Annotated in this window: 16 protein-coding genes; 10 read left to right on the top strand and 6 right to left on the bottom strand. The window is 70.0% G+C overall.

The window, feature by feature from the left end; translation table 11 throughout:
- Positions 1–186: 186 nt before the first annotated feature.
- From AVTE2539_RS23625 to AVTE2539_RS23605, 5 genes are all read left to right on the top strand, one after another.
- The gene (locus AVTE2539_RS23625) at positions 187–2,358 is read left to right on the top strand and encodes a TonB-dependent receptor (protein WP_284414440.1); all 2,172 of its coding nucleotides are present in this window, start codon (positions 187–189) and stop codon (positions 2,356–2,358) included.
- A 1-nt stretch (position 2,359) separates the two neighbouring features.
- Positions 2,360–3,136, top strand: coding sequence for an ABC transporter ATP-binding protein (locus AVTE2539_RS23620; RefSeq protein ID WP_284414438.1), 777 nt, complete (start codon positions 2,360–2,362; stop codon positions 3,134–3,136).
- Positions 3,133–4,137, top strand: coding sequence for an ABC transporter substrate-binding protein (locus AVTE2539_RS23615; protein WP_284414436.1), 1,005 nt, complete (start codon positions 3,133–3,135; stop codon positions 4,135–4,137). Before AVTE2539_RS23620 ends, AVTE2539_RS23615 begins: the two co-directional genes overlap by 4 nt.
- On the top strand, positions 4,134–5,204 hold the full coding sequence (locus AVTE2539_RS23610; protein WP_284414434.1) for a FecCD family ABC transporter permease: 1,071 nt from the start codon (positions 4,134–4,136) through the stop codon (positions 5,202–5,204). Before AVTE2539_RS23615 ends, AVTE2539_RS23610 begins: the two co-directional genes overlap by 4 nt.
- Before the next feature lie 188 nt (positions 5,205–5,392).
- On the top strand, positions 5,393–6,325 hold the full coding sequence (locus tag AVTE2539_RS23605; RefSeq protein ID WP_284414432.1) for a CysB family HTH-type transcriptional regulator: 933 nt from the start codon (positions 5,393–5,395) through the stop codon (positions 6,323–6,325).
- Positions 6,326–6,352: 27 nt separating this feature from the next.
- On the opposite strand, the gene AVTE2539_RS23600 is transcribed toward AVTE2539_RS23605, so the two are convergent.
- Entirely contained in the window at positions 6,353–6,766 is a 414-nt protein-coding gene (locus tag AVTE2539_RS23600; RefSeq protein ID WP_349817215.1) for a c-type cytochrome, read from the bottom strand.
- Between the two features lie 167 nt (positions 6,767–6,933).
- Between AVTE2539_RS23600 and AVTE2539_RS23595 the strand changes: the two genes are divergently transcribed.
- From AVTE2539_RS23595 to alaS, 4 genes are all read left to right on the top strand, one after another.
- Positions 6,934–7,905 carry a sulfurtransferase gene (locus AVTE2539_RS23595; protein WP_284414430.1) on the top strand — a complete coding sequence of 324 codons (972 nt, stop codon included), beginning with the start codon at positions 6,934–6,936 and terminating at the stop codon, positions 7,903–7,905.
- A gap of 84 nt (positions 7,906–7,989) precedes the next feature.
- The gene (locus AVTE2539_RS23590) at positions 7,990–9,180 is read left to right on the top strand and encodes a YeeE/YedE family protein (RefSeq protein ID WP_284414428.1); all 1,191 of its coding nucleotides are present in this window, start codon (positions 7,990–7,992) and stop codon (positions 9,178–9,180) included.
- A gap of 216 nt (positions 9,181–9,396) precedes the next feature.
- Entirely contained in the window at positions 9,397–10,521 is a 1,125-nt protein-coding gene (locus AVTE2539_RS23585; RefSeq protein WP_284414426.1) for an ROK family protein, read from the top strand.
- 213 nt (positions 10,522–10,734) lie between these two features.
- Positions 10,735–13,362, top strand: a complete 2,628-nt coding sequence (alaS, locus tag AVTE2539_RS23580) for an alanine--tRNA ligase (RefSeq protein ID WP_284414424.1) — start codon at positions 10,735–10,737, stop codon at positions 13,360–13,362.
- Between the two features lie 73 nt (positions 13,363–13,435).
- On the opposite strand, the gene AVTE2539_RS23575 is transcribed toward alaS, so the two are convergent.
- The 5 genes from AVTE2539_RS23575 to AVTE2539_RS23555 all read right to left on the bottom strand — a co-directional run bounded on the left by AVTE2539_RS23575 (position 13,436) and on the right by AVTE2539_RS23555 (position 18,426).
- The gene (locus AVTE2539_RS23575) at positions 13,436–14,482 is read right to left on the bottom strand and encodes a GGDEF domain-containing protein (RefSeq protein WP_284414422.1); all 1,047 of its coding nucleotides are present in this window, start codon (positions 14,480–14,482) and stop codon (positions 13,436–13,438) included.
- Between the two features lie 27 nt (positions 14,483–14,509).
- Complete coding sequence (trmB, locus tag AVTE2539_RS23570; RefSeq protein WP_284414420.1) at positions 14,510–15,304, bottom strand: tRNA (guanosine(46)-N7)-methyltransferase TrmB; 795 nt, start codon at positions 15,302–15,304, stop codon at positions 14,510–14,512.
- On the bottom strand, positions 15,274–16,257 hold the full coding sequence (gluQRS, locus tag AVTE2539_RS23565; protein WP_284414418.1) for a tRNA glutamyl-Q(34) synthetase GluQRS: 984 nt from the start codon (positions 16,255–16,257) through the stop codon (positions 15,274–15,276). Before gluQRS ends, trmB begins: the two co-directional genes overlap by 31 nt.
- On the bottom strand, positions 16,254–17,399 hold the full coding sequence (locus tag AVTE2539_RS23560; protein WP_284414415.1) for an NAD(P)/FAD-dependent oxidoreductase: 1,146 nt from the start codon (positions 17,397–17,399) through the stop codon (positions 16,254–16,256). Before AVTE2539_RS23560 ends, gluQRS begins: the two co-directional genes overlap by 4 nt.
- A gap of 88 nt (positions 17,400–17,487) precedes the next feature.
- Positions 17,488–18,426, bottom strand: a complete 939-nt coding sequence (locus tag AVTE2539_RS23555; protein ID WP_284404435.1) for a LysR family transcriptional regulator — start codon at positions 18,424–18,426, stop codon at positions 17,488–17,490.
- 110 nt (positions 18,427–18,536) lie between these two features.
- Here AVTE2539_RS23555 and AVTE2539_RS23550 point away from each other — a divergent pair, with 110 nt between their 5' ends.
- Positions 18,537–19,238, top strand: coding sequence for a pirin family protein (locus tag AVTE2539_RS23550; RefSeq protein ID WP_284414413.1), 702 nt, complete (start codon positions 18,537–18,539; stop codon positions 19,236–19,238).
- The last annotated feature ends 74 nt before the right edge of the window (positions 19,239–19,312 follow it).

Genomic DNA, 19,312 nt, shown 5'->3' with positions numbered 1-19,312 from the left:
GGCACCTTTCCCTGTGATCCCGCCGTGGCGCTCTGCCCCGGCCGCCGGCGGCCTTGGCATCCGTACGGCTTGCGCGCATCGGGGCCTGCCTTTTTCCACCGTCCACGCCGGTCTCGCTCTCAGCGGCCATTCCTTGTCTTTTTCCATCCCATCATGCGACCGCTCTGCCCGACAGCTTCCCTCTGGTTGACCCCTTTGCTGGCGCTGTCCGCGCCCGGCGCCATGGCCCAGGAGGGCGGCAGCACCGCCGCGCTGCCCACGGTGGTCGTGAAGGAGCATGCCACGCCAGGCGCGCTGGACCAGCCGGCCGAGGGTGCGTCCCGCCTGGGCCTGTCGGTGCGCGAAACGCCTGCGTCCATCGACGTGGTCTCGCGCCAAGTGCTGGGCGAACGCGGGTTGCGCACCGTCACCGAAGCGGCCCAGGCCGCCGTGGGCGTGACGGCCGGGGACTTTCCGGCCGAGCCCAGTGCGTTTTCGATGCGCGGCTTTGCCAACAGCCAGATCAACACGCTCTACAACGGCATCAAGATCGGTCCGCCCAACATGACCTCGCGCGTCATGGACACCGCCAACCTGGAGCGCATCGAATTCCTGAAAGGCGCGGCCTCCCTGATGTCGGGCGAGGGCGCCTCGGGCGGGGCGGTGAATTTCGTCACCCGCGCGCCGCACCGCGGCCCGGTCCAGACCGAGGTCGAGACGGCGGCCGGCTCGTTCGGCGAGCGCCGCGTCCGCCTGGGCTCCGGCGGCACCACCGCCTGGAAGGACCTGGATTACCGCATCGACCTGAGCGGCTCGGACAGCGACGGCCCCGTGCAAGGCACCCAACAGCACAACCGCCACCTGTCGGGCGGGCTGGACTGGCATGTGCGCCCCGGCCTCAAGTTCTTCGTGGCGGCCGAGGTCAAGCGCGACCGGGGCAGCAGCTACTGGGGCACGCCGCTGGTTTCCGCCGCGGCGCCGGGCATCGAGCCCGAGGGCGGCGTGGTGTCCGGTACCTACACGTCGGGCTTCAACGGCAGCGCGCTCGGCCCGGTCGCGATCGACCGGCGCACGCTGCGCACCAATTACAACGTGCTGGACAACCGCAACGACGCGCGCGAGACCTGGCTGCGCACCGGCATGGACTGGCGCATCGACAACGCCTTCACGCTGCGCACGCAGATCTACCGCTATACGGCCACGCGCACCTGGTTCAACAACGAGATCGCCGCGTTCAACGCCGGCACCGGCCTGGTGGACCGCGAGCGCTTCTACGTGGCCCAGGACCAGACCTCGGTGGGCCAGAAGACCGAGCTGCAGTGGGACGGCCAGATCGCCGGCCGCGACAACCGCTGGGTGGCGGCGCTCGAATACAGCGACCTCGACCTGACCCGCCCCGGCGCGGCCAACTTCCCCGGCGACAGCGTGAGCTTGGTGAACCCCGATCGCGGCACCTACGGCCCGCTCACGCGGCAATGGCAGACGAGCGGCGTGCGCAACACGGTGCTCGCGCTGGAAGACCGGTTCTCGGTGGCGCCGGGCTGGATGCTGCTCGGAGGACTGCGGCACGAATCCATCGAGCTGTCGCGCACCTCCACCGATGCCGCCGGTGCGCCGCGCGTCGGCTTTCCGTTCGACAAGGCCTGGCACCCGACCACGGGGCGCGTCGGCCTGACCTGGACCCCAGCCGCTGGCACCACCGTGTATGGCCAGTACGCCACGGGCGCCGACGTGGCGGCCAACAACCTGTTCCTGCTGCGCGGCACGCAGCCGCTGGACCTGACCCGCACGCGCAATGTGGAGGCCGGGGTCAAGCAGTCGTTCTGGCAGGACCGCGGCGAATGGACCTTCGCGGTGTACGACACCGAGCGCCGCAACGTCTATGCCGCGCAGGGCGGGCAGTCGCTGGCCGTGGCGGGGGCCTTGCAGTCGCGGGGCGCCGAGGCCTCGGTGGCGCTGCGGCCCGATGCGCACTGGAGCGTGTGGTCCACCCTGGCGCTGAACCGCGCGCGCTACCAGGACTACGCGCTGGCCGGTGGCGGCTCTCTTTCCGGCAACACGCCGCCCAACGCCCCGCGCGTGGTGGCCAATGCCGGCGTGGGCTACCGGTTCGTGGCCGGCGTTCCGGTGCAGGTATCGGCCTCGCTGCGGCATGTGGGCGAGCGGTTCCACAGCGATGCGAACACCGTGCGGCTGGCAGCCTACACCGCGCTGGATGCCGCCGTGGCCGTGGACGTGGCCCGCGGCGTGCAACTGACCCTGCGCGGGCGCAACCTGACCAACCGCGTGTACGCGGCCTGGGCCGATCCGTTCTACCCGGACCAGATCCTGCTGGGCGCGCCGCGCAGCTTCGAGCTGGCCCTGCGCTGGACGCTGTGACATGCAGGCGCTGCTGCGGGCCGAGGGCCTGGGCTTTCGCACCCCGCAGGGGCGCCCGCTGCTGCACGGCGTGAACGCCTGCGCGGCCCGCGGCGAATGCGTGGCCCTGGTCGGCCCCAACGGCGCGGGCAAGAGTACGCTTTTGAGGCTGCTGGGCGCGCGGGCCGTGCCCTCCGAGGGCCGGGTGAGCGTGCTCGGGCACGACTTGGCCGCCTGGCCGGCGCCCGAGCGTGCGCGGCACATCGCCGTGCTGGGGCAGACCGAAACCGCCGACCTCGCGTTCCGCGTGCATGACTACGTCGCCCTCGGGCGGCTGCCCCACCAGCACCATGCCGGCCGCGCGGAACACGCGCGGGCGGTGGACGAGGCCCTGCACACCTGCGCGGTCGACTCCCTGGCGCATCGGGCGCTGTCCACCCTGTCGGGCGGCGAGCGCCAGCGCGTGCACCTGGCCCGCGCCCTGGCGCAGCAGCCCGCGCTGCTGCTGCTGGACGAGCCCACCAACCACCTCGACCTCGCGGCACGTGCCGACCTGATCGCCCTCGTGCGCGGGCTCGGCATCACCGTGGTGGCCGCGCTGCACGAGCTGGGCCTGGTGCCTTCGTTCGCCGACCGGGTGTGGATGCTGGACCGCGGCACCCTGGTGGCCGACGGGCCACCCGATGAGGCGCTGAGCGCCGACCGCGTGGCTGCCGTGTTCGGCATGGAACTGGTTCACACGCGGCACCCGCGCCATGGCGGCACGCTGTGGTCGTTCGAACGAAAGGTGGCGGCATGAGGCGCGCGCTGCGGCGGTGGACGGCCGGCCGATCGCTGGCGGTGGCGATGGTGGTGGCCGGCGTGCTGTGCGGCGCGGGCCCCGCGCTGGCGCAGGGTGCGGGTGCGGTGCCGGGGTTCCCCGTCACCGTGCCCAACTGCGGCGACACGCTGCGCATCGCCGCGCCGCCCCAGCGCATGGTCGTGCACGACCTGAACATGGTCGAGATGGCGATGGCGCTCGGGCTGCAGTCGTCCATGGTGGGCGTGACGGGCATCACCGGCTGGTACAAGACCGATGCGGCGTTCCTGCGCAGCCTGGGGGCCATTCCGGAGCTGGCTCCCAAGTACCCCACGCTGGAAACGCTGCTGGCCGCCAAGCCCGACCTGTTCTTCGCCGGCTGGTACTACGGCATGCAGCCCGGGGGCGAGGTGACCCCGGCCACCCTGGCGCCGCACGGCATCCAGACGCTGATCCTGACCGAAAGCTGCGCGCACACGCTTGGCGACAAACCGCGCGCCACGATGGACCTGCTGTACGGCGACCTGCTGCGCCTGGGCACCGTTTTCGGCCGCCGTGCCGAGGCCGGGCGGCTCATCGCGCAATGGCGCGAGCGGGTCCGGGCCGCGACCCGGTCGCCGCTGCCGCAGCCGCCACGCGTGTTCGTCTACGACTCGGGCGAGGACAAGCCCTTCACCGCGGGCCGCGCCGCCATGCCCACGGCTTTGATCGAGGCCGCGGGCGGGCGCAACGTGCTGGGCGATGTCCCCATGAGCTGGGGCACCAGCGCCTGGGAGACGGTCGCAGCCAGCAACCCGCAGGTCATCGTGCTGCTGGATTACCAGAACGGCCAGGGCCCGGAACACCTTCAGAGCCTTCTGCAGGCCCACCCGGCCATGCGGCTGACCGACGCCGTGCGCCAGCGCCGCTTCGTCACGCTGCGCTATGCCGAGTTGACGCCCGGGCCCGCCAACATCGACGCCATCGAAAAGCTGGCCCGCGCCCTGAGGCCGGCGCCATGACGCCGCCGGGGGCGGATGCCCGCACCGCGCGGCGCAGCGCGGTGCCTCTGCGGATCGCGATGCGCCGCGCGGCGCCATGGGGAATCGCGCTGGCCCTGGCGCTGCTGGTCATGGCGTCGCTCACCGCGGGCAGCGCGCCCGTGTCGTGGCGCGAGGCAGTCGCGGCGCTGGCGGGGCCCTGGGCCGGCGTGTTCGGCGCGCCCGCGGGTGACATGGCGCAGGCCATCGTGCGCGACCTGCGCCTGCCGCGTGTGGTGCTGGCGCTGCTGGTGGGCGCCACGCTGGCCATGGTGGGCGGCCTGCTGCAAAGCACCACGCGCAACGACCTGGCCGATCCGTTCCTGTTCGGCCTGTCCTCGGGGGCTTCCACGGGCGCCGTGGCCGTCATCACGTTGACCGGCGAATGGCTGGGCGCCTGGACCTTGCCGGCCGCGACCTTCGCCGGGGCCGCGGTGGCGGCGGGCGCCGTGCTGCTGCTGGTGCGGCGCGCGGGCGGGCAGGGGCCCGCGCAGACCGTGCTGGCTGGGTTGGCGGTGTCGTTTCTGTTCGGCGCGCTGACGCACGGGCTGGTCTTTGCAGGCGATCAGCGCGCGGCGCATGCCGTGGTCTTCTGGTCGCTCGGCGGCCTGGGGCTGGCGCGGTGGGACAACCTGTGGCTGGCATGCCTGGGGCTGGCCGTGCCCATGGGGTTCGTCTGGCGCCGCCACCGCGCGCTGGATGCGCTGCTGGCCGGCGACGACACGGCCCACAGCCTGGGCATCGCGCCCGAGCGGCTGCGCACGCAGGCCTTCGTGGTGGCCGCCGTGGCGACGGCCTGCTGCGTGGCGCTGGCCGGGGTGATCGGCTTCGTCGGCCTGATGGTGCCGCATCTGGCGCGGCGGCTGTCGGGGCCCCTGCATGCCGCGTTCCTGCCGTTGGCCGGGGTGATGGGGGGCGCATTGCTGCTGGCGAGCGATCTGGTGGCACGCACGCTGCTGGGCTCGCAGGAATTGCCGGTGGGCATCGTCACGGCGGGCATCGGCGCCGTGTTCGTGATGGCGCTGCTGCGGCGTCGGGTGGTGGACTGACATGGATCATCAGATGTTTTTGATCCTAAGTCATGGAAATATATTCTTTCTGGTTTGAAGGGCCGACTCCTAAGATCGCGGCAGCTTCCCTGAAAGGTGTTTTCCGTGATCCGACCGCTCTCCGTGGCAACCGACATTTCCCCAGGCCTTCGACGATCGGCCGACGCCTGGACCGCAAGGGGCGGCGCATGAACTTTCAGCAACTGCGCTCCGTGCGGGAGGCCGTGCGCTGCGGCTTCAACCTGACCGAGGTGGCCGCCATGCTCTACACCTCGCAACCCGGCGTGAGCCGCCAGATCCGCGAGCTGGAGGAAGAGCTGGGCCTCGAAATCTTCGCCCGCGCGGGCAAGCGCCTCACCGGCCTCACGCCGCCCGGCGCCACGCTGCTTCCCATCGTCGAGCGGCTGCTTCTGGAGGCCGAGAACCTCAAGCGCGCCGGCCTGGACTTCAGCGCCGCGCAGGAAGGGCGCCTGTCCGTGGCGGCCACGCACTCCCAGGCGCGCTACGCCTTGCCCCAGGTGGTGCGCGACTTCCGGGCGCTGTACCCCCACGTGTCGCTGCACCTGCACCAGGGCTCACCCCGCCAGGTGGCCGAGATGCTGCTGTCCGGCGAGGCCGACATCGGCGTGGCCACCGAGGCGCTGGCCGGTTACGACAGCCTGGTCACGCTGCCGTGCTACCGGTGGTCGCACAGCATCGTGGTGCCGCCGGGGCATGCGCTGCTGGACCAGGCCGAGCCCGTCACGCTGCAGCAGTTGGCGCGGTTTCCGATCATCACCTACGAGCTGGGTTACACCGGCCGCGCGCACATCGACGAGGCCTTCTCGCGCGAGGGCCTGACCCCTGACGTGGTGCTGACCGCCATGGATGCCGATGTGATCAAGACCTACGTGGAACTGGGCATGGGCGTGGGCATCGTCGCCTCCATCGCCGTGGACCCCGACCGCGACCGCCACCTGCGCATGCTGGACGCACGCCACCTCTTCGAGGTCAATCTGACCCGCCTGGGCCTGCGGCGCGGCAGCTGGATGCGCGGCTATGCCTACCGCTTCATCGAGAGCTTCGTGCCCACCCTCACGCGCGAGGCGGTGGAAGCCGCCATGAAGGCGCCCGCGCCCTGAGCCGGGCAAGAGCGGGCCAGCCAGCGCTCAGGGCGGCGGGGCTGGCTGCGACAACACCCACAGCGCGAGGGCCCGCGCCTCGGGTTCGGTGATGCGCGCCTGGCGCGGCATGATCACGCGGCCCCAAGTGCCGACGCTGCCGTTGCGGATCTTGCCGGCCAGCCGGACCGGCGCCTCCGGGTCGTTGCGGTAGCGCTCGGCGATCTGCGCGAACCCCGGCCCCACCTGCTTGCGGACCATGCCGTGGCAGGCCATGCAGCCATGCTCCTGGCCCAGGTGCCGATCCTCGGCGGCCTCGCCGGTGACGGCAGCGCTCGCCAGCCACAGGCCCGCCAGCACCATCACGGCCCCGTGCCAGCCCCGCCGCGGCCCGGCGGCCGGGCCTGCGGAACGGGGCAGGGTGCGTGGGGCCATGGCGGTGCGGAAACGGGCGTGGGTCATGCCGTCGAGCATAGCGGTGCGCGCCCACCCACCTCCTTCGCTGTCCGGCCTGCCGTTTTGCGCATATCCAAACGCGTTCTTGTCGCTTGGGCCAGCGCATCGGCCCCGATAGATTCGCTCCAAGCCCACCGCACGGCGCAGTGGGCACTCCAGCGAAAGGACGAGGGATGACGACTGCAGCACTGCGATTTCAACGCCACCTCCCGACATGGCGCGACGGCCTGTATGCCCTGGCATTGGGCGCGGCCATCGCGCTGTGCGGCACGGCCTTCGCGGCCACGCCGGTACCGCAGGGTCCGCTGGTCACCACCGACTGGCTCGCGCAGAACCTGGACAACGCCAAGGTCCGCGTGATCGAGGTCAGCGTGAACCCCGGCCTGTACGAGCGCAGCCACGTGCCCGGCGCGGTCAACTTCTCCTGGCATTCCGACCTGAACGACAAGGTGCGCCGCGACATCGTGGGCAAGGAGGCATTCGAGGCGCTGCTGTCCAAGGCCGGCGTGGCGCCGGACACCACGGTGGTGCTCTACGGCGACACCAGCAACTGGTTCGCTGCCTGGGGCGCCTGGGTGTTCGACATCTACGGCGTCAAGGACGTGAAACTGCTGGACGGCGGCCGCAAGAAATGGGAGGCCGAGAACCGGCCGCTGAACAACCGGGTGCCCGAACCCGTGGCCACCACCTACCGCGTCGCTAACGTCAATACCCAGCTGCGGGCCCGGCTGTCCGACGCGCTGGCGGTGGCCGAAGGGCGCAGCGATGCCCGGTTGGTGGACATCCGCTCGGCGGACGAATACACCGGCAAGGTCTTCGCCCCGGCCGGCGTGCCCGAGCTGTCGGTTCGCGCGGGCCACATTCCCGGCGCGGCCAATGTGCCATGGGGCCAGGCGGTGCGCGAAGACGGCACGTTCAAATCGGCCGAAGAATTGAAGAAGCTTTATGCCGCCGCGGGCATCGACGGCAGCAAGCCGATCATCACGTACTGCCGCATCGGCGAGCGCTCCAGCCACACCTGGTTCGCGCTGAGCAAAATCCTGGGCTACGAGGTGCGCAACTACGACGGTTCGTGGACCGAATACGGCAACGCCGTGGGCGTGCCCATCACCAACCCGGCCGGCACCCTCTGGGCCGCCAAGTAACGCCGAGCCAAAACAGTTTGTCAGTAGGGGGTCTCTTTTCAAGCCCGCCGCGTGCGGGCTTTTTTTTGTCCGGAGGTTTTGGCCATGCGCGTTGCGAGACTGTTTTCATGGGGACTGCTGGCCGCGGTGGGGGTTGCCGCTTTGGCGCTGCAGGCCCAGCCGGGCGGGCGCACGCTGGCTTTCTCATTGGCGGTGGGCGCCGTGCTGGGCGTGGTGCTGCAGCGGTCGCGCTTTTGCTTTTATTGCCATGCCCGCGACTGGTTCGCCGACGGCAACCCGCGCGGCCTGCTCGCCCTGGTCTTGGCGCTGGCCGTCGGCACGGTGGGCTACACCGTCGTGCTGGGCAGTTGGGTGCCGGTGCCCACGGCCGGGCAATTGCCGGCGGACATGCACATCGGCCCGGTGAGCCTGGCCCTGGTGGCCGCGGGCCTGGCGTTCGGCGCCGGCATGGCGGTGTCGGGCTCGTGCATCAGCGCGCACTGGTACCGGCTGGCGGAGGGCTCGCCCGTCGCGCCTTTCGCGCTGATCGGATCGGCCGGCGGGTTCATCCTGGGGTTTCGCACCTGGAACCCGCTGTACAGCGCCAGCGTGGCCGACGCACCGGCGGTGTGGCTGCCAGCGCACCTGGGCTACGGCGGCGCGCTGGCGCTGCAGCTGGGCGTTCTGGCGGCCATCGCCGCCTGGCTGTGGCGCGGATTCGCCCGCGAGGCGCCCGGCGCCGCCGCCGCGCCCCCGGGCGTGCCGGGCCTGCGCGAGGCATGGCGGCGATTGTGGGTGGGCCGCTGGCCGTACTGGGCGGGTGGGTTGGCGGTGGGGATCATCGGTGCCTTCGTGATCGTGCGCATGCGGCCGCTGGGTGTCACGGCGACGCTGGGCAGCGCGGCCCGCTCGCTGGCCCAGGGGCAGGGGTGGATCCCCGACCGGCTCGACGGCCTGGACAGCCTGGCAGGATGCGCCACGGCCCTGCAGGCGACCTGGCTCACGCCCAACGCGGTGCTGATCGGCGGGCTGGTCGCGGGCGCCTTCATCGCGGCGCTGGCCAGCCGCCAGTTCGCGCCGCGCTGGCCCACCGGGCGCGACGCCGTGCGGGGACTGGGTGGCGGCGTGCTGCTGGGCTGGGGCGCGATGACCGGGCTGGGGTGCACCGTCGGTACCCTGCTGTCGGGGGGCATGGCCGGCGCGCTGTCGGGCTGGGTGTTCGGGGCTGCCGTGTTCCTGGCGGTCTGGGGCGGGGTGAGGGCGCAGGCATGGCGGGCGCGCCGGGCCGCCCGCTGATGCTTGAAGTGTTTTGGCCCCGATGCCGGCGGATTCCATGCCTTCATTGCTACTAAATTCGTAGCAGGCCGCGCGTTCGTGGCCTGTGGGGCCGGGTGTGCATTGCGGCACTGTCCGACGACAAAGGGCGTCTTGGCTGACGGAGGGCCGGGGCCCGGTCGAGCCACCATCGGCGGGTCGCCCGCGCCGCGGGCCCGCATCCGATTCAGGGAACGCATGGCATCCAAAGACAAAGAGAAAGAAAAAGACAAACCCGCCGGTCCGGCCATGAGCGAGAAGGAAATCAAGGCGCAGCGCGATCTGTGCGTGCTGGGACCGCACGGCGACCTGCGCCTGGCCTCGGTCACCATCGACGGCTACAGCCTGGAACTGCGCGACGGCGACGGCTTTGTGGGCGACAACGCCAGCCGCACCGCCTTCCGCGAAATGCTCGATGACTGGCGCAAGCTCTATACCGGCATGGCCGGCAAGGACCCGCTGGGCAGCAAGCCCACGCGCGAGATCAGCAAGCAGCGCCTGGACGAGCTGCTCGAAAAGGACGGCACCGCCGCTCGCGCCATCGAGGCCGCCTCGGAGGACTACGCGCTGCAGCTGTCCCATGTGGTGCAGTGTTTTCTCAAGCACAAGACCTGGCGCGGCGTGAAGCGCGTGATCATCGGAGGGGGCTTTCACCAGAGCGAAGTGGGCGAAAGGGCCATCGCCCGCGCCGCCGAAATCCTCAAGAAGGAAAAGACCTCCGTCGAGCTGCGCACCCTGCACCACCACGCGGACGAGGGCGGCCTGATCGGCTGGGTGCACCTGGCGCCGCCGGCGCTGCTGCAGAGCTACGACGCCATCCTGGCCGTGGACATCGGCGGCACCAACGTGCGCTGCGGCATCGTGCAGACCCACCTGCACAGCGCGCCCGATATGTCCAAGGCCGAGGTGCTGATCCGCGAGAAGTGGGGCCATGCCGACGACGCCCCCAAGCGCGACGAACTGGTCGAAGGCATCGCGGAGATGCTGGAAGACCTGGTGGCCCATGCCGAGAAGGAAAACATCCGCCTCGCGCCCTACGTCGGCGTGGCCTGCCCGGGGCTGGTCTGCGAAGACGGGTCGCTGGCGGGCGGCACGCAGAACCTGCCGGGCAACTGGGAGAGCATCCGCTTTCACCTGCCGCGCGACCTGTGCGAGCGCCTGCCCTACATCGGCCAGGGCCGCACGCAGGTCTGCCTGCACAACGATGCGGTGGTGCAGGGCCTGTCGGAGCTGCCCTTCACCACCGACGTGAAGCACTGGGCTGTGCTCACCGTGGGCACGGGCCTGGGCAACGCCAGCTACACGAACCGCGCGGACGGCTGAGCCGCAGGCCCGCGCCTGGCGGGGCCGGGCGCGGAAGGCCCGCAGGACAGGGCGGGGCCGATCTCCGGCGCCTTGGGCGGGCGCCGCGCTGCCCAATAGGGTGGGCCGCCCTCCGGCATGCCCCGAAACCTATAATCGACGTCCCCAGCCCTCGCCGGGCCTTCATGGGCCTCACATGCGTTGAGGCACCTCGGCACCCCACCAGATTCCAAGATGAGCCAGCCCACTTCCAGCGTCGCAGACATCCGCAAGACTTTCCTCGACTTCTTCGCGTCGAAGGGCCACACCATCGTTCCGTCAAGCCCGCTCGTGCCGGGCAACGACCCGACGCTGATGTTCACGAACTCGGGCATGGTGCAGTTCAAGGACGTGTTCCTGGGCACCGACAAGCGTCCCTACCAGCGCGCCACCTCCGTCCAGGCCTGCCTGCGTGCGGGCGGCAAACACAACGACCTGGAGAACGTGGGCTACACGGCCCGCCACCACACGTTCTTCGAAATGCTGGGCAACTGGAGCTTTGGCGACTACTTCAAGCGCGAATCGCTGAAGTGGGCCTGGGAGCTGCTCACCGAGGTCTATCAGCTGCCGGCCGAACGCCTGCTCGCCACCGTCTACGAAGAGGACGACGAGGCCTACGACATCTGGACGAAGGAAATCGGCCTGCCGCCCGAGCGCGTGATCCGCATCGGCGACAACAAAGGCGGCCGCTACAAGTCCGACAATTTCTGGATGATGGCCGACACGGGCCCCTGCGGCCCCTGCAGCGAAATCTTCTACGACCACGGCCCCGAGATCCCCGGCGGCCCGCCCGGCAGCCCGGACGAGGACGGCGACCGCTTCATCGAGATCTGGAACAACGTGTTCATGCAGTTCGACATGGCCGAGGACGGCTCCGTCAAGCCGCTGCCCGCACCATGCGTGGACACGGGCATGGGCCTGGAGCGCCTGGCCGCCATCCTGCAGCACGTGCACAGCAACTACCAGATCGATCTGTTCGATGCGCTCATCAAGGCCGCAGGCCGCGAGACGCACACGGCTGATCTGTCCAACCCGTCGCTGAAGGTGATCGCCGACCACATCCGCGCGACCTCGTTCCTCATCGTGGACGGTGTGCTGCCGAGCAACGAAGGCCGTGGCTATGTCGAGCGCCGCATCGTGCGCCGCGCCATCCGCCATGGCTACAAGCTGGGCCAGAAGACGCCTTTCTTTCACAAGCTCGTCAAGGACCTGGCGCAGCAGATGGGCGACGCCTACCCCAAGCTGCGCGAGCAGGAGCAGCGCATCACCGACGTGCTCAAGACCGAAGAGGAACGCTTCTTCGAGACGCTGGCCAACGGCATGGAAATCCTGGACGCCGCCCTGGCCGGCGGCGCGAAGGTGCTGCCCGGCGACGTGGCCTTCAAGCTGCACGACACGTACGGCTTTCCGCTCGACCTGTCGGCCGACGTGTGCCGCGAGCGCGGCGTGACCGTGGACGAGGCCGGTTTCGCCGAAGCCATGAACAAGCAAAAGGCCCAGGCCCGCGCGGCCGGCAAGTTCAAGATGGACAAGGCGCTGGAGTACACCGGCGATGTCAACCGCTTCACCGGCTACGAGCAACTGGCCGAGAAGACCGCCAAGATCACTGCCATCTATGTGGACGGCGTCGGCGTGGCCGCGCTGCGCTCGGGGCAGGAGGGCGTCGTGGTGCTCGACACCACGCCGTTCTACGCCGAAAGCGGTGGCCAGGTGGGCGATCAGGGCGTCATCACCAGCGGCTCGGCCCGCTTCGCGGTGGCCGACACGCTCAAGATCAAGGCCGACGTGTTCGGTCACCACGGTAGCCTGGAAGCCGGCACCCTGAACGTGGGCGACACCGTGACGGCCGAGGTGGACACGGCGCTGCGCGCCGCCACCATGCGCAACCACTCCGTCACCCACCTGATGCACAAGGCCCTGCGCGAAGTGCTGGGCAGCCATGTGCAGCAAAAGGGCTCGCTGGTGAACGCCGAGCGCACGCGCTTCGACTTTGCCCACAATGCCCCGGTGACCGATGCGCAGATCCGCGAGATCGAGCGCCGCGTGAACGAGGAAATCCTGGCCAACACCCCCACCGGCGCCCGCGTGATGGACATCGAGTCGGCCCAGAAGACCGGCGCCATGATGCTGTTCGGCGAGAAGTACGGCGAAAGCGTGCGGGTGCTGGACATCGGCTCCAGCCGTGAACTGTGCGGCGGCACGCACGTGGCGCGCACCGGCGACATCGGGCTGTTCAAGGTCGTCGCCGAAGGCGGCGTGGCGGCGGGCGTGCGGCGGATCGAAGCCGTCACCGGCAGCAACGCGCTGGCCTATCTGCAGCAGCTCGAAGACACCATGACCCGTGCGGCCAGCGTGCTGAAGGCACCGGTGGCCGAGCTGAACGGCCGTATCGGCCAGACGCTGGACCAGGTGAAGGGGCTGGAGCGCGAAGTGGCCGCACTCAAGGGCAAGCTCGCTTCGGCGCAGGGCGACGAGATGCTCGCCCAGGCGGTGGACATCAAGGGCGTGAAGCTGCTGGCGGCCCAGCTGCCCGGCGCGGATGCCAAGACCCTGCGCGACACCATGGACAAGCTCAAGGACAAGCTCAAGTCCGCCGTGATCGTGCTGGCGGCCGTCGATGGCGACAAGGTGCAGCTGGCGGCCGGCGTGACCGCCGACAGCGTGGGCAAGGTCAAGGCCGGCGAGCTGGTCAACTTCGTGGCCCAACAGGTCGGCGGCAAGGGCGGCGGCAAGCCCGACATGGCCATGGCCGGTGGCACCGATGCGTCCGCGTTGCCCGCGGCGCTGGCGTCCGTGCAAGGCTGGGTGGTCGAACGCCTCTGATTTTCAAGGCGCCGCAAAAACAAAGGCCCGCATCGCGGGCCTTTGTTTTTTGGGCAGCCGCAGGGGAGGCCGGTCAGAACAGTTCGACGTCGTCGTTGGACACCTTGGTGTGCAGGTGGCCCTGGTCGATCAGTTCGTCGTAGTAGCACACCCGGTTACGGCCGTTTTCCTTGGCGAAGTAGAGGGCCTGGTCGGCCTGGCCCAGGATTTCGACCGGCGCGCCGCGGTCGGTGCACACGAAGCCCAGGCTGACCGTGACGCGGCCCACCTGCGGAAAGTTGTACTCCTGCACCGCCAGGCGAAAGCGGTTGAACACCTTGTGCGCGGTCGACAGCGTGGTCGAGCGCAGCAGCACCACGAACTCCTCGCCCCCGAAGCGGAAGATGCGGTCGTGGCTGCGGAAGGACGAGCGCAGGATGTTGGCGATCAGGATCAGCACTTCGTCGCCATACAGGTGGCCGAAGCGGTCGTTCACCTGCTTGAAATGGTCGATGTCCACCACTGCCAGCCACTGCTGCAGCGGCTCGCTCGCGTCGGCACCGTCTCCGTCCGCTAGCATCTCGTCGGCCGCGATGCGCACGCTGCCGGACACGCCCGCGCGGCGCGCGAACTGCTCGTCGAAGGTCTTGCGGTTGAACAGCCCCGTGAGCGCATCGCGCTCGCTGTAGTCCAGCAGGCTCTGGTAGTTCTGGTAGACGTAGAAGACGCTCTGGATCACGTCCAGCTTGTGCACCGAGAACGGCCGCGACTGCGTCACTTCGATACAGGCGTGCACCTCGTCGTGCATCCACACCGGCATCCACAGCGTGTGCTCGCCCTTGCGCAGCGAATGCAGCGCGCGCCGCTCCTTCTGCAAGATGCATTCGTGCAGCGCGGCGTATTGGGTGAGGGGCTCGCGGCGGGAATCGGCCGCGGCTTCGGAGTTGGTCGACACCATCTGGCCCTGATCGCACCAGGTGCGCGGCCGCACGTACGGAACGCCATCGTCCTTGAAGATTTCGAGCGCACGCACTGCCTTGATCGCGGGCAGCTTCTGCAGCGTGGAGAGCACCGACACCTCCAGCCGAAGATGGTCGCGGTGGCCGGTCATTTCGACCAGGTTGTCGAGAATGGGCTTCATGGATGCGTCGATTCTGCAGTCATGCGGTCAACTTCGGCGCACGAACACCACGTCCCATACGCCGTGCCCCAGGCGCAGGCCACGGTTTTCGAACTTGGTGAGGGGGCGGTAGTCGGGCTGCGGCGCGTAGCCGTCAGCGGTATTGGCCAATTGGGGCTCGGCCGACAGCACCTCCAGCATCTGTTCGGCGTACGGCTGCCAGTCCGTCGCGCAATGCAGGTAGCCGCCCGGCTTGAGCCGGGCCGCCAGCTTGGCCACCAGCGGCGGCTGGATCAGGCGGCGCTTGTTGTGCTTTTTCTTGTGCCACGGATCGGGAAAGAAGATGTGGATCCCATCCAGCGTGCCGGGCGGCACCATGTGGTCGATCACCTCGACCGCGTCGTGCTGCAGGATGCGGATGTTGGCCAGGCCCTGCTCGCCAATGCGTTTGAGCAGCGCACCCACGCCGGGCTCGTGCACCTCGCAGCACAGGAAGTTGTCCTGCGGGCGCACGCCGGCGATGTGCGCGGTGGCTTCGCCCATGCCGAACCCGATCTCCAGCACCAGCGGGGCGGTGCGGCCGAACACGGCGGGGACGTCGATGGGTTGGGGGGAGTAGTCCAGCACGAAGCGGGGGCCCAGCTCTTCGAAGGCCTTGGCCTGGCCGGTGGTGGTGCGGCCTGCGCGGCGCACATAGCTCTTGATGGTCTTGGGATAGGGGACGTCGGCGGGGGCACCGCCGCCCGCGCGCGCAGGGCGCTGCTCGGGGGGATTCGTCGGGCCGGCATCGGCCAGGGGCAATTGCGTTTCTGTCACGGTGAGCGATTGTAGATTCCGGACCATGCCCGCGCCCAGAGCTCCAGCGCATGGCCGACCGGGGTGTCGTTTGGCCGCACCAGCGGCGGCAGGCCCAACTGGTGCGCGGCGGCGGCCAGCGCCTTGACGGGTTCGCGCGTGTCCACCGGCGGCGCGCCGTGCTGCTTGGAGAGCTTGGCACCGTCGGGCGCATACACCAGCGGCGTGTGCAGGTAGCGCGGCGTGGCCAGGCCGAGGGCGTGCTGCAGCAGGATCTGTCTCGGCGTGTTGTCGGCGAGGTCTTCCCCCCGCACCACGTGGGTGATGCCCTGGTCGGCATCGTCCACCACCACGGCGAGCTGGTAGGCCCACAGACCATCGGCGCGGCGCAGCACGAAATCGCCCACCGCGCTCGCCACGTCCTGCGATTGAACGCCCAGCCGGCGGTCTTCCCAGACCACGCCGTCGCGCGAGACCGAAGGCCCGGCATCGCGCTCGCACGGCCCTGGACGGGCAGGTAGTTTTTTCTGGATTTCCGATGAGCGGAACCGCCAGGACCGCGCCGGCCGACCCTGCAGCCCCCCACGGCAGGTGCCGGGGTAGGGCAGCTCCACATGGGGTTGGCGCACATGGCCGAGCCGGGCCTGGGCTCGCTCGATGTCGCTGCGCGAACAGGCGCAGGGGTAGGCCCGGCCCTGGGCGAGCAGGCGGTCCAGCGCTTGCTGGTACGGCAGGCCACGCTCCGATTGCCGCACCACCGGACCATCCGGCAGCAGGCCGCAATCGGCCAGCTGGGACAGGATGATGGCGTCGGCCCCAGGCGCGCAGCGCGGGGTGTCGACGTCTTCGATGCGCACCAGCCATTGCCCGCCGCGCCCCCCGTGCGCCGAACGCGCGTCCAGCCAACTGGCCAGCGCCGCCACCAGCGAGCCCGCATGCAGCGGGCCCGTGGGCGACGGCGCGAAACGGCCGATGTAGCGGGAAAGGGCGCCCAGCGTCATGCCACCGCGAGGGCGAGTTCCAGTCCGGAGACGAAGGCGTCTTCCAGGCGATGGCCCAGGCACCAGTCGCCGCACAGGCCGATGCCGGCCTTGGCGTCCCACAGGTGCGAGCGGCCCAGCGGCGCGAGCGTTTGCGCATAGCGCCATCGGCAGACCTCGGCGTGCGCGGGCTCGGCGCGGATGCCGGTCACTTCGGAGAACGCTTTGGTGAGCTTGGCCTGCACCCGGGCTTCGCCGTCCTCCAGGTGCTCCCGCGACCACGCGGGGCTGGCCTGCACGGTCCAGCGCTCCACCGGGCCGCGCCCGGGCTTGGAGGACTCGCGCGCCAGCCAGGCGATGCGGTGGTGGGTGCTGCGCGCCGCGTTCCACTGCGGCCCCAGCGTGGTGAGGCCCGGCCGCACCGCCTGGGGAAACGCCAGCATGAGGGTCCAGCAGGGGGCGATGGTGACCTGGGCCAGCGGTGCGTGCAGCGATGGCGCGACGGTCGTGCTCGACGCGGTGCCAGAGGCCTGCAGCAGCGCCAGCGCCGGCACGGAGGGCTGCGCGAGCAGCACCGCGTCGAACCCCGCATGCACCTGCGCCGCGCCATCGGGCGACTCGGTGCGCAGTTGCCAGCGCTTGCCGTCCATGGGGTCGCGTTCGATGCGGGTCACGCGGCAGCCGGTGAGCAGGCGGCCGGCCAGCGACAGCGGCCGCGACCAGGCATCCACCAGCGATTGCATGCCAGGGCTGGCGACCCAGTGGGGCTCGCCCGGCGGTGGCGCCGCAGCGGCCACGCGGCCTGCCGCGTCGAGTACGCGCACGGTGTTGGCGCTCCAGGGCCGGCACAGGCCGGGCACGGTTTCCAGGGCCCGTTCGAAGCGCGAGTCGCGCACGGTGAAATACTGCGCGCCGGCATCGAAGCTGCCGAAGGCCGTGTCCAGCGTGGTGGTGCGTCCGCCGGCATGGGGGGCCTTCTCGAACACCGTGACCTCATGGCCTGCCTGGACGAGCGTGCGGGCGCACACGATGCCCGCCATGCCGGCGCCGATGACGGCGAAGCGGCGTGCCGGTGCCGAAGGCTCGGGGGATGGGGCCGGGGTCTCCGTGGAGGGGCTGCGTCGCAGCCGTTGCTTGGATCGTTGGGCAGGTGCTGGGGGCATGGGGCCGGGCCTTTCGGAAGCGAAGTTCAGGAGCAGTGAAACAAGGCCCACTCTACACGCGCGGCCCTTGGCCGCGTGGCTTCGTGCGCTAGAAATGATGATGGTTTTCGAGCAGTGCCTTGCGCGTGGCGGGGCTTTGCAGTTGGGACAGCCACCACTGCAGCGCCCGGCCCGGCGCGCTGTGGCCGGGCCCGCCCCAGGCGTAGTGCAACTGCACGTTGCGCCGTGCGCGGGCCACCCGCCGTGTCACGAGGCGCCCCGCCTCCAGGTAGGGCCGGGCCATGGGCTCCGGAATGAACCCTCCGCCCAGCCCCCGCAACTGGGCTTGCAGCTTGGCCTGCATGCTGTCCACGGTGAAGACATCCTGCCCCCCGAGCAGGCCCATGGTGACGCTGCCGCGCTGCGCGGAATCGGCCACGGCGACGGCGCGGTGCATGCGCAGCACAGTGTCGGTGATGGGCTCCTGCGCATCGGCCAGCGGGTGGTGGGGGGCGATGGCGTAGAGAAACTCCACCTCTCCCATCGTCTCCTGCTGCAGGCCGGAGACGGTGGAGGCGTTGACCGCCACGCCGATGGCCAGGTCGGCCCGGCCGGAGGTCAGCATCTCCAGCGTGCCCGACAGGATGCCGGTGCGCAGCTTGAGCCGCGTGGGCGGCTCCATGGCGTAGAACGCCTCGGTCAGCTCCAGCAGGGTGGTGGGCGAGATGATGCCGTCCACGCTGATGGTCAGCTGCGGCTCCCAGCCCGTGGCGACGCGGCGAACGCGGTGCGCCACCGCGTCCACTTCTTCGAGCAGGCGCGCGCCTTCGCGCAGCAGTTCGGTGCCGGCCTCCGTCGGGCGCGCCTGCCGCGCGCTGCGGTCGAACAGCAGCACGTCGAGCGCGTCCTCGATCTGGCGCACGCGGTAGGTGAGGGCGCTGGGCACCAGTCCCAGCCGCCGCGCCGCCGCGGCGAAGCTGCCGGTGTCGGCAATGACCTGCAGCATGGCCAGGCTGTCGGGGGTCAGGGCATCGCGGGCATTTTGCATGGTGGGTGCGGCTTGGATTAAAAGATTTTGAATGATGCCTTCAATCCGCTTGGGCTTGCAAGCCGCACCCTGCTTCTAAAGTCGCTGCACCGTATGAACACCCGCTGCCCATGCTGACCGTCCGAAAATCCCAAGACCGGGGCCATGCCGACCATGGCTGGCTGCAGTCGTACCACAGCTTTTCGTTCGCCGGCTACTACGACCCCCGCTACATGGGCTACGGCAGCCTGCGCGTCGTCAACGAAGACCGCATCGCACCGGGCACCGGCTTCGGCACCCACGGCCACCGCGACATGGAAATCCTGAGCTACGTGCTGTGCGGCGAACTGGCGCACAAGGACAGCCTGGGCAACGTGCGGGGCATTCCCCAGGGCGACGTGCAGCGCATGAGCGCCGGCACGGGCGTGACGCACAGCGAGTTCAACCATGCCCCCGGGCGCTCCACCCATTTCCTGCAGATCTGGCTGGAGCCCGATGCCCGCGGCATCGAACCCGAATACGAGCAAAAGACCTTCGCCGATGCGGACAAGCGCGGCGTGCTCCGACTGCTGGCCTCGCCCGATGGCGCGTGCGGCTCGCTCACCGTCCATGCGAATGCCCGCCTGTACGCCGGCCTGTTCGATGGGTCGGAGGCCGCCACGCTGGCGCTACCACCCGGCCGCAAGGGCTACGTGCAACTGGTGCGCGGGGCGCTGCAGGTCAACGGGCTTGACCTGGCGGCCGGCGACGCGGCCTTTGCCGAGCAAGAGCCCCTGCTGGCGTTCGGGCAGGGCACGCAGGCGGAAGTGCTGGTATTCGACCTGGCGGCCTGAGAATCGGCCGACTTTCGTTTTCTTTTTCTCCCTGTCCCCTCTCTTTTTTCTCTATCCAACCACCCGTTCGAGGA

Source organism: Acidovorax sp. SUPP2539, from assembly GCF_030158975.1.
GTDB lineage: Bacteria > Pseudomonadota > Gammaproteobacteria > Burkholderiales > Burkholderiaceae_C > Paracidovorax.
Note: the sequence above shows the minus strand (reverse complement) of the source record. Positions and strands in the feature narration are given on the sequence as shown.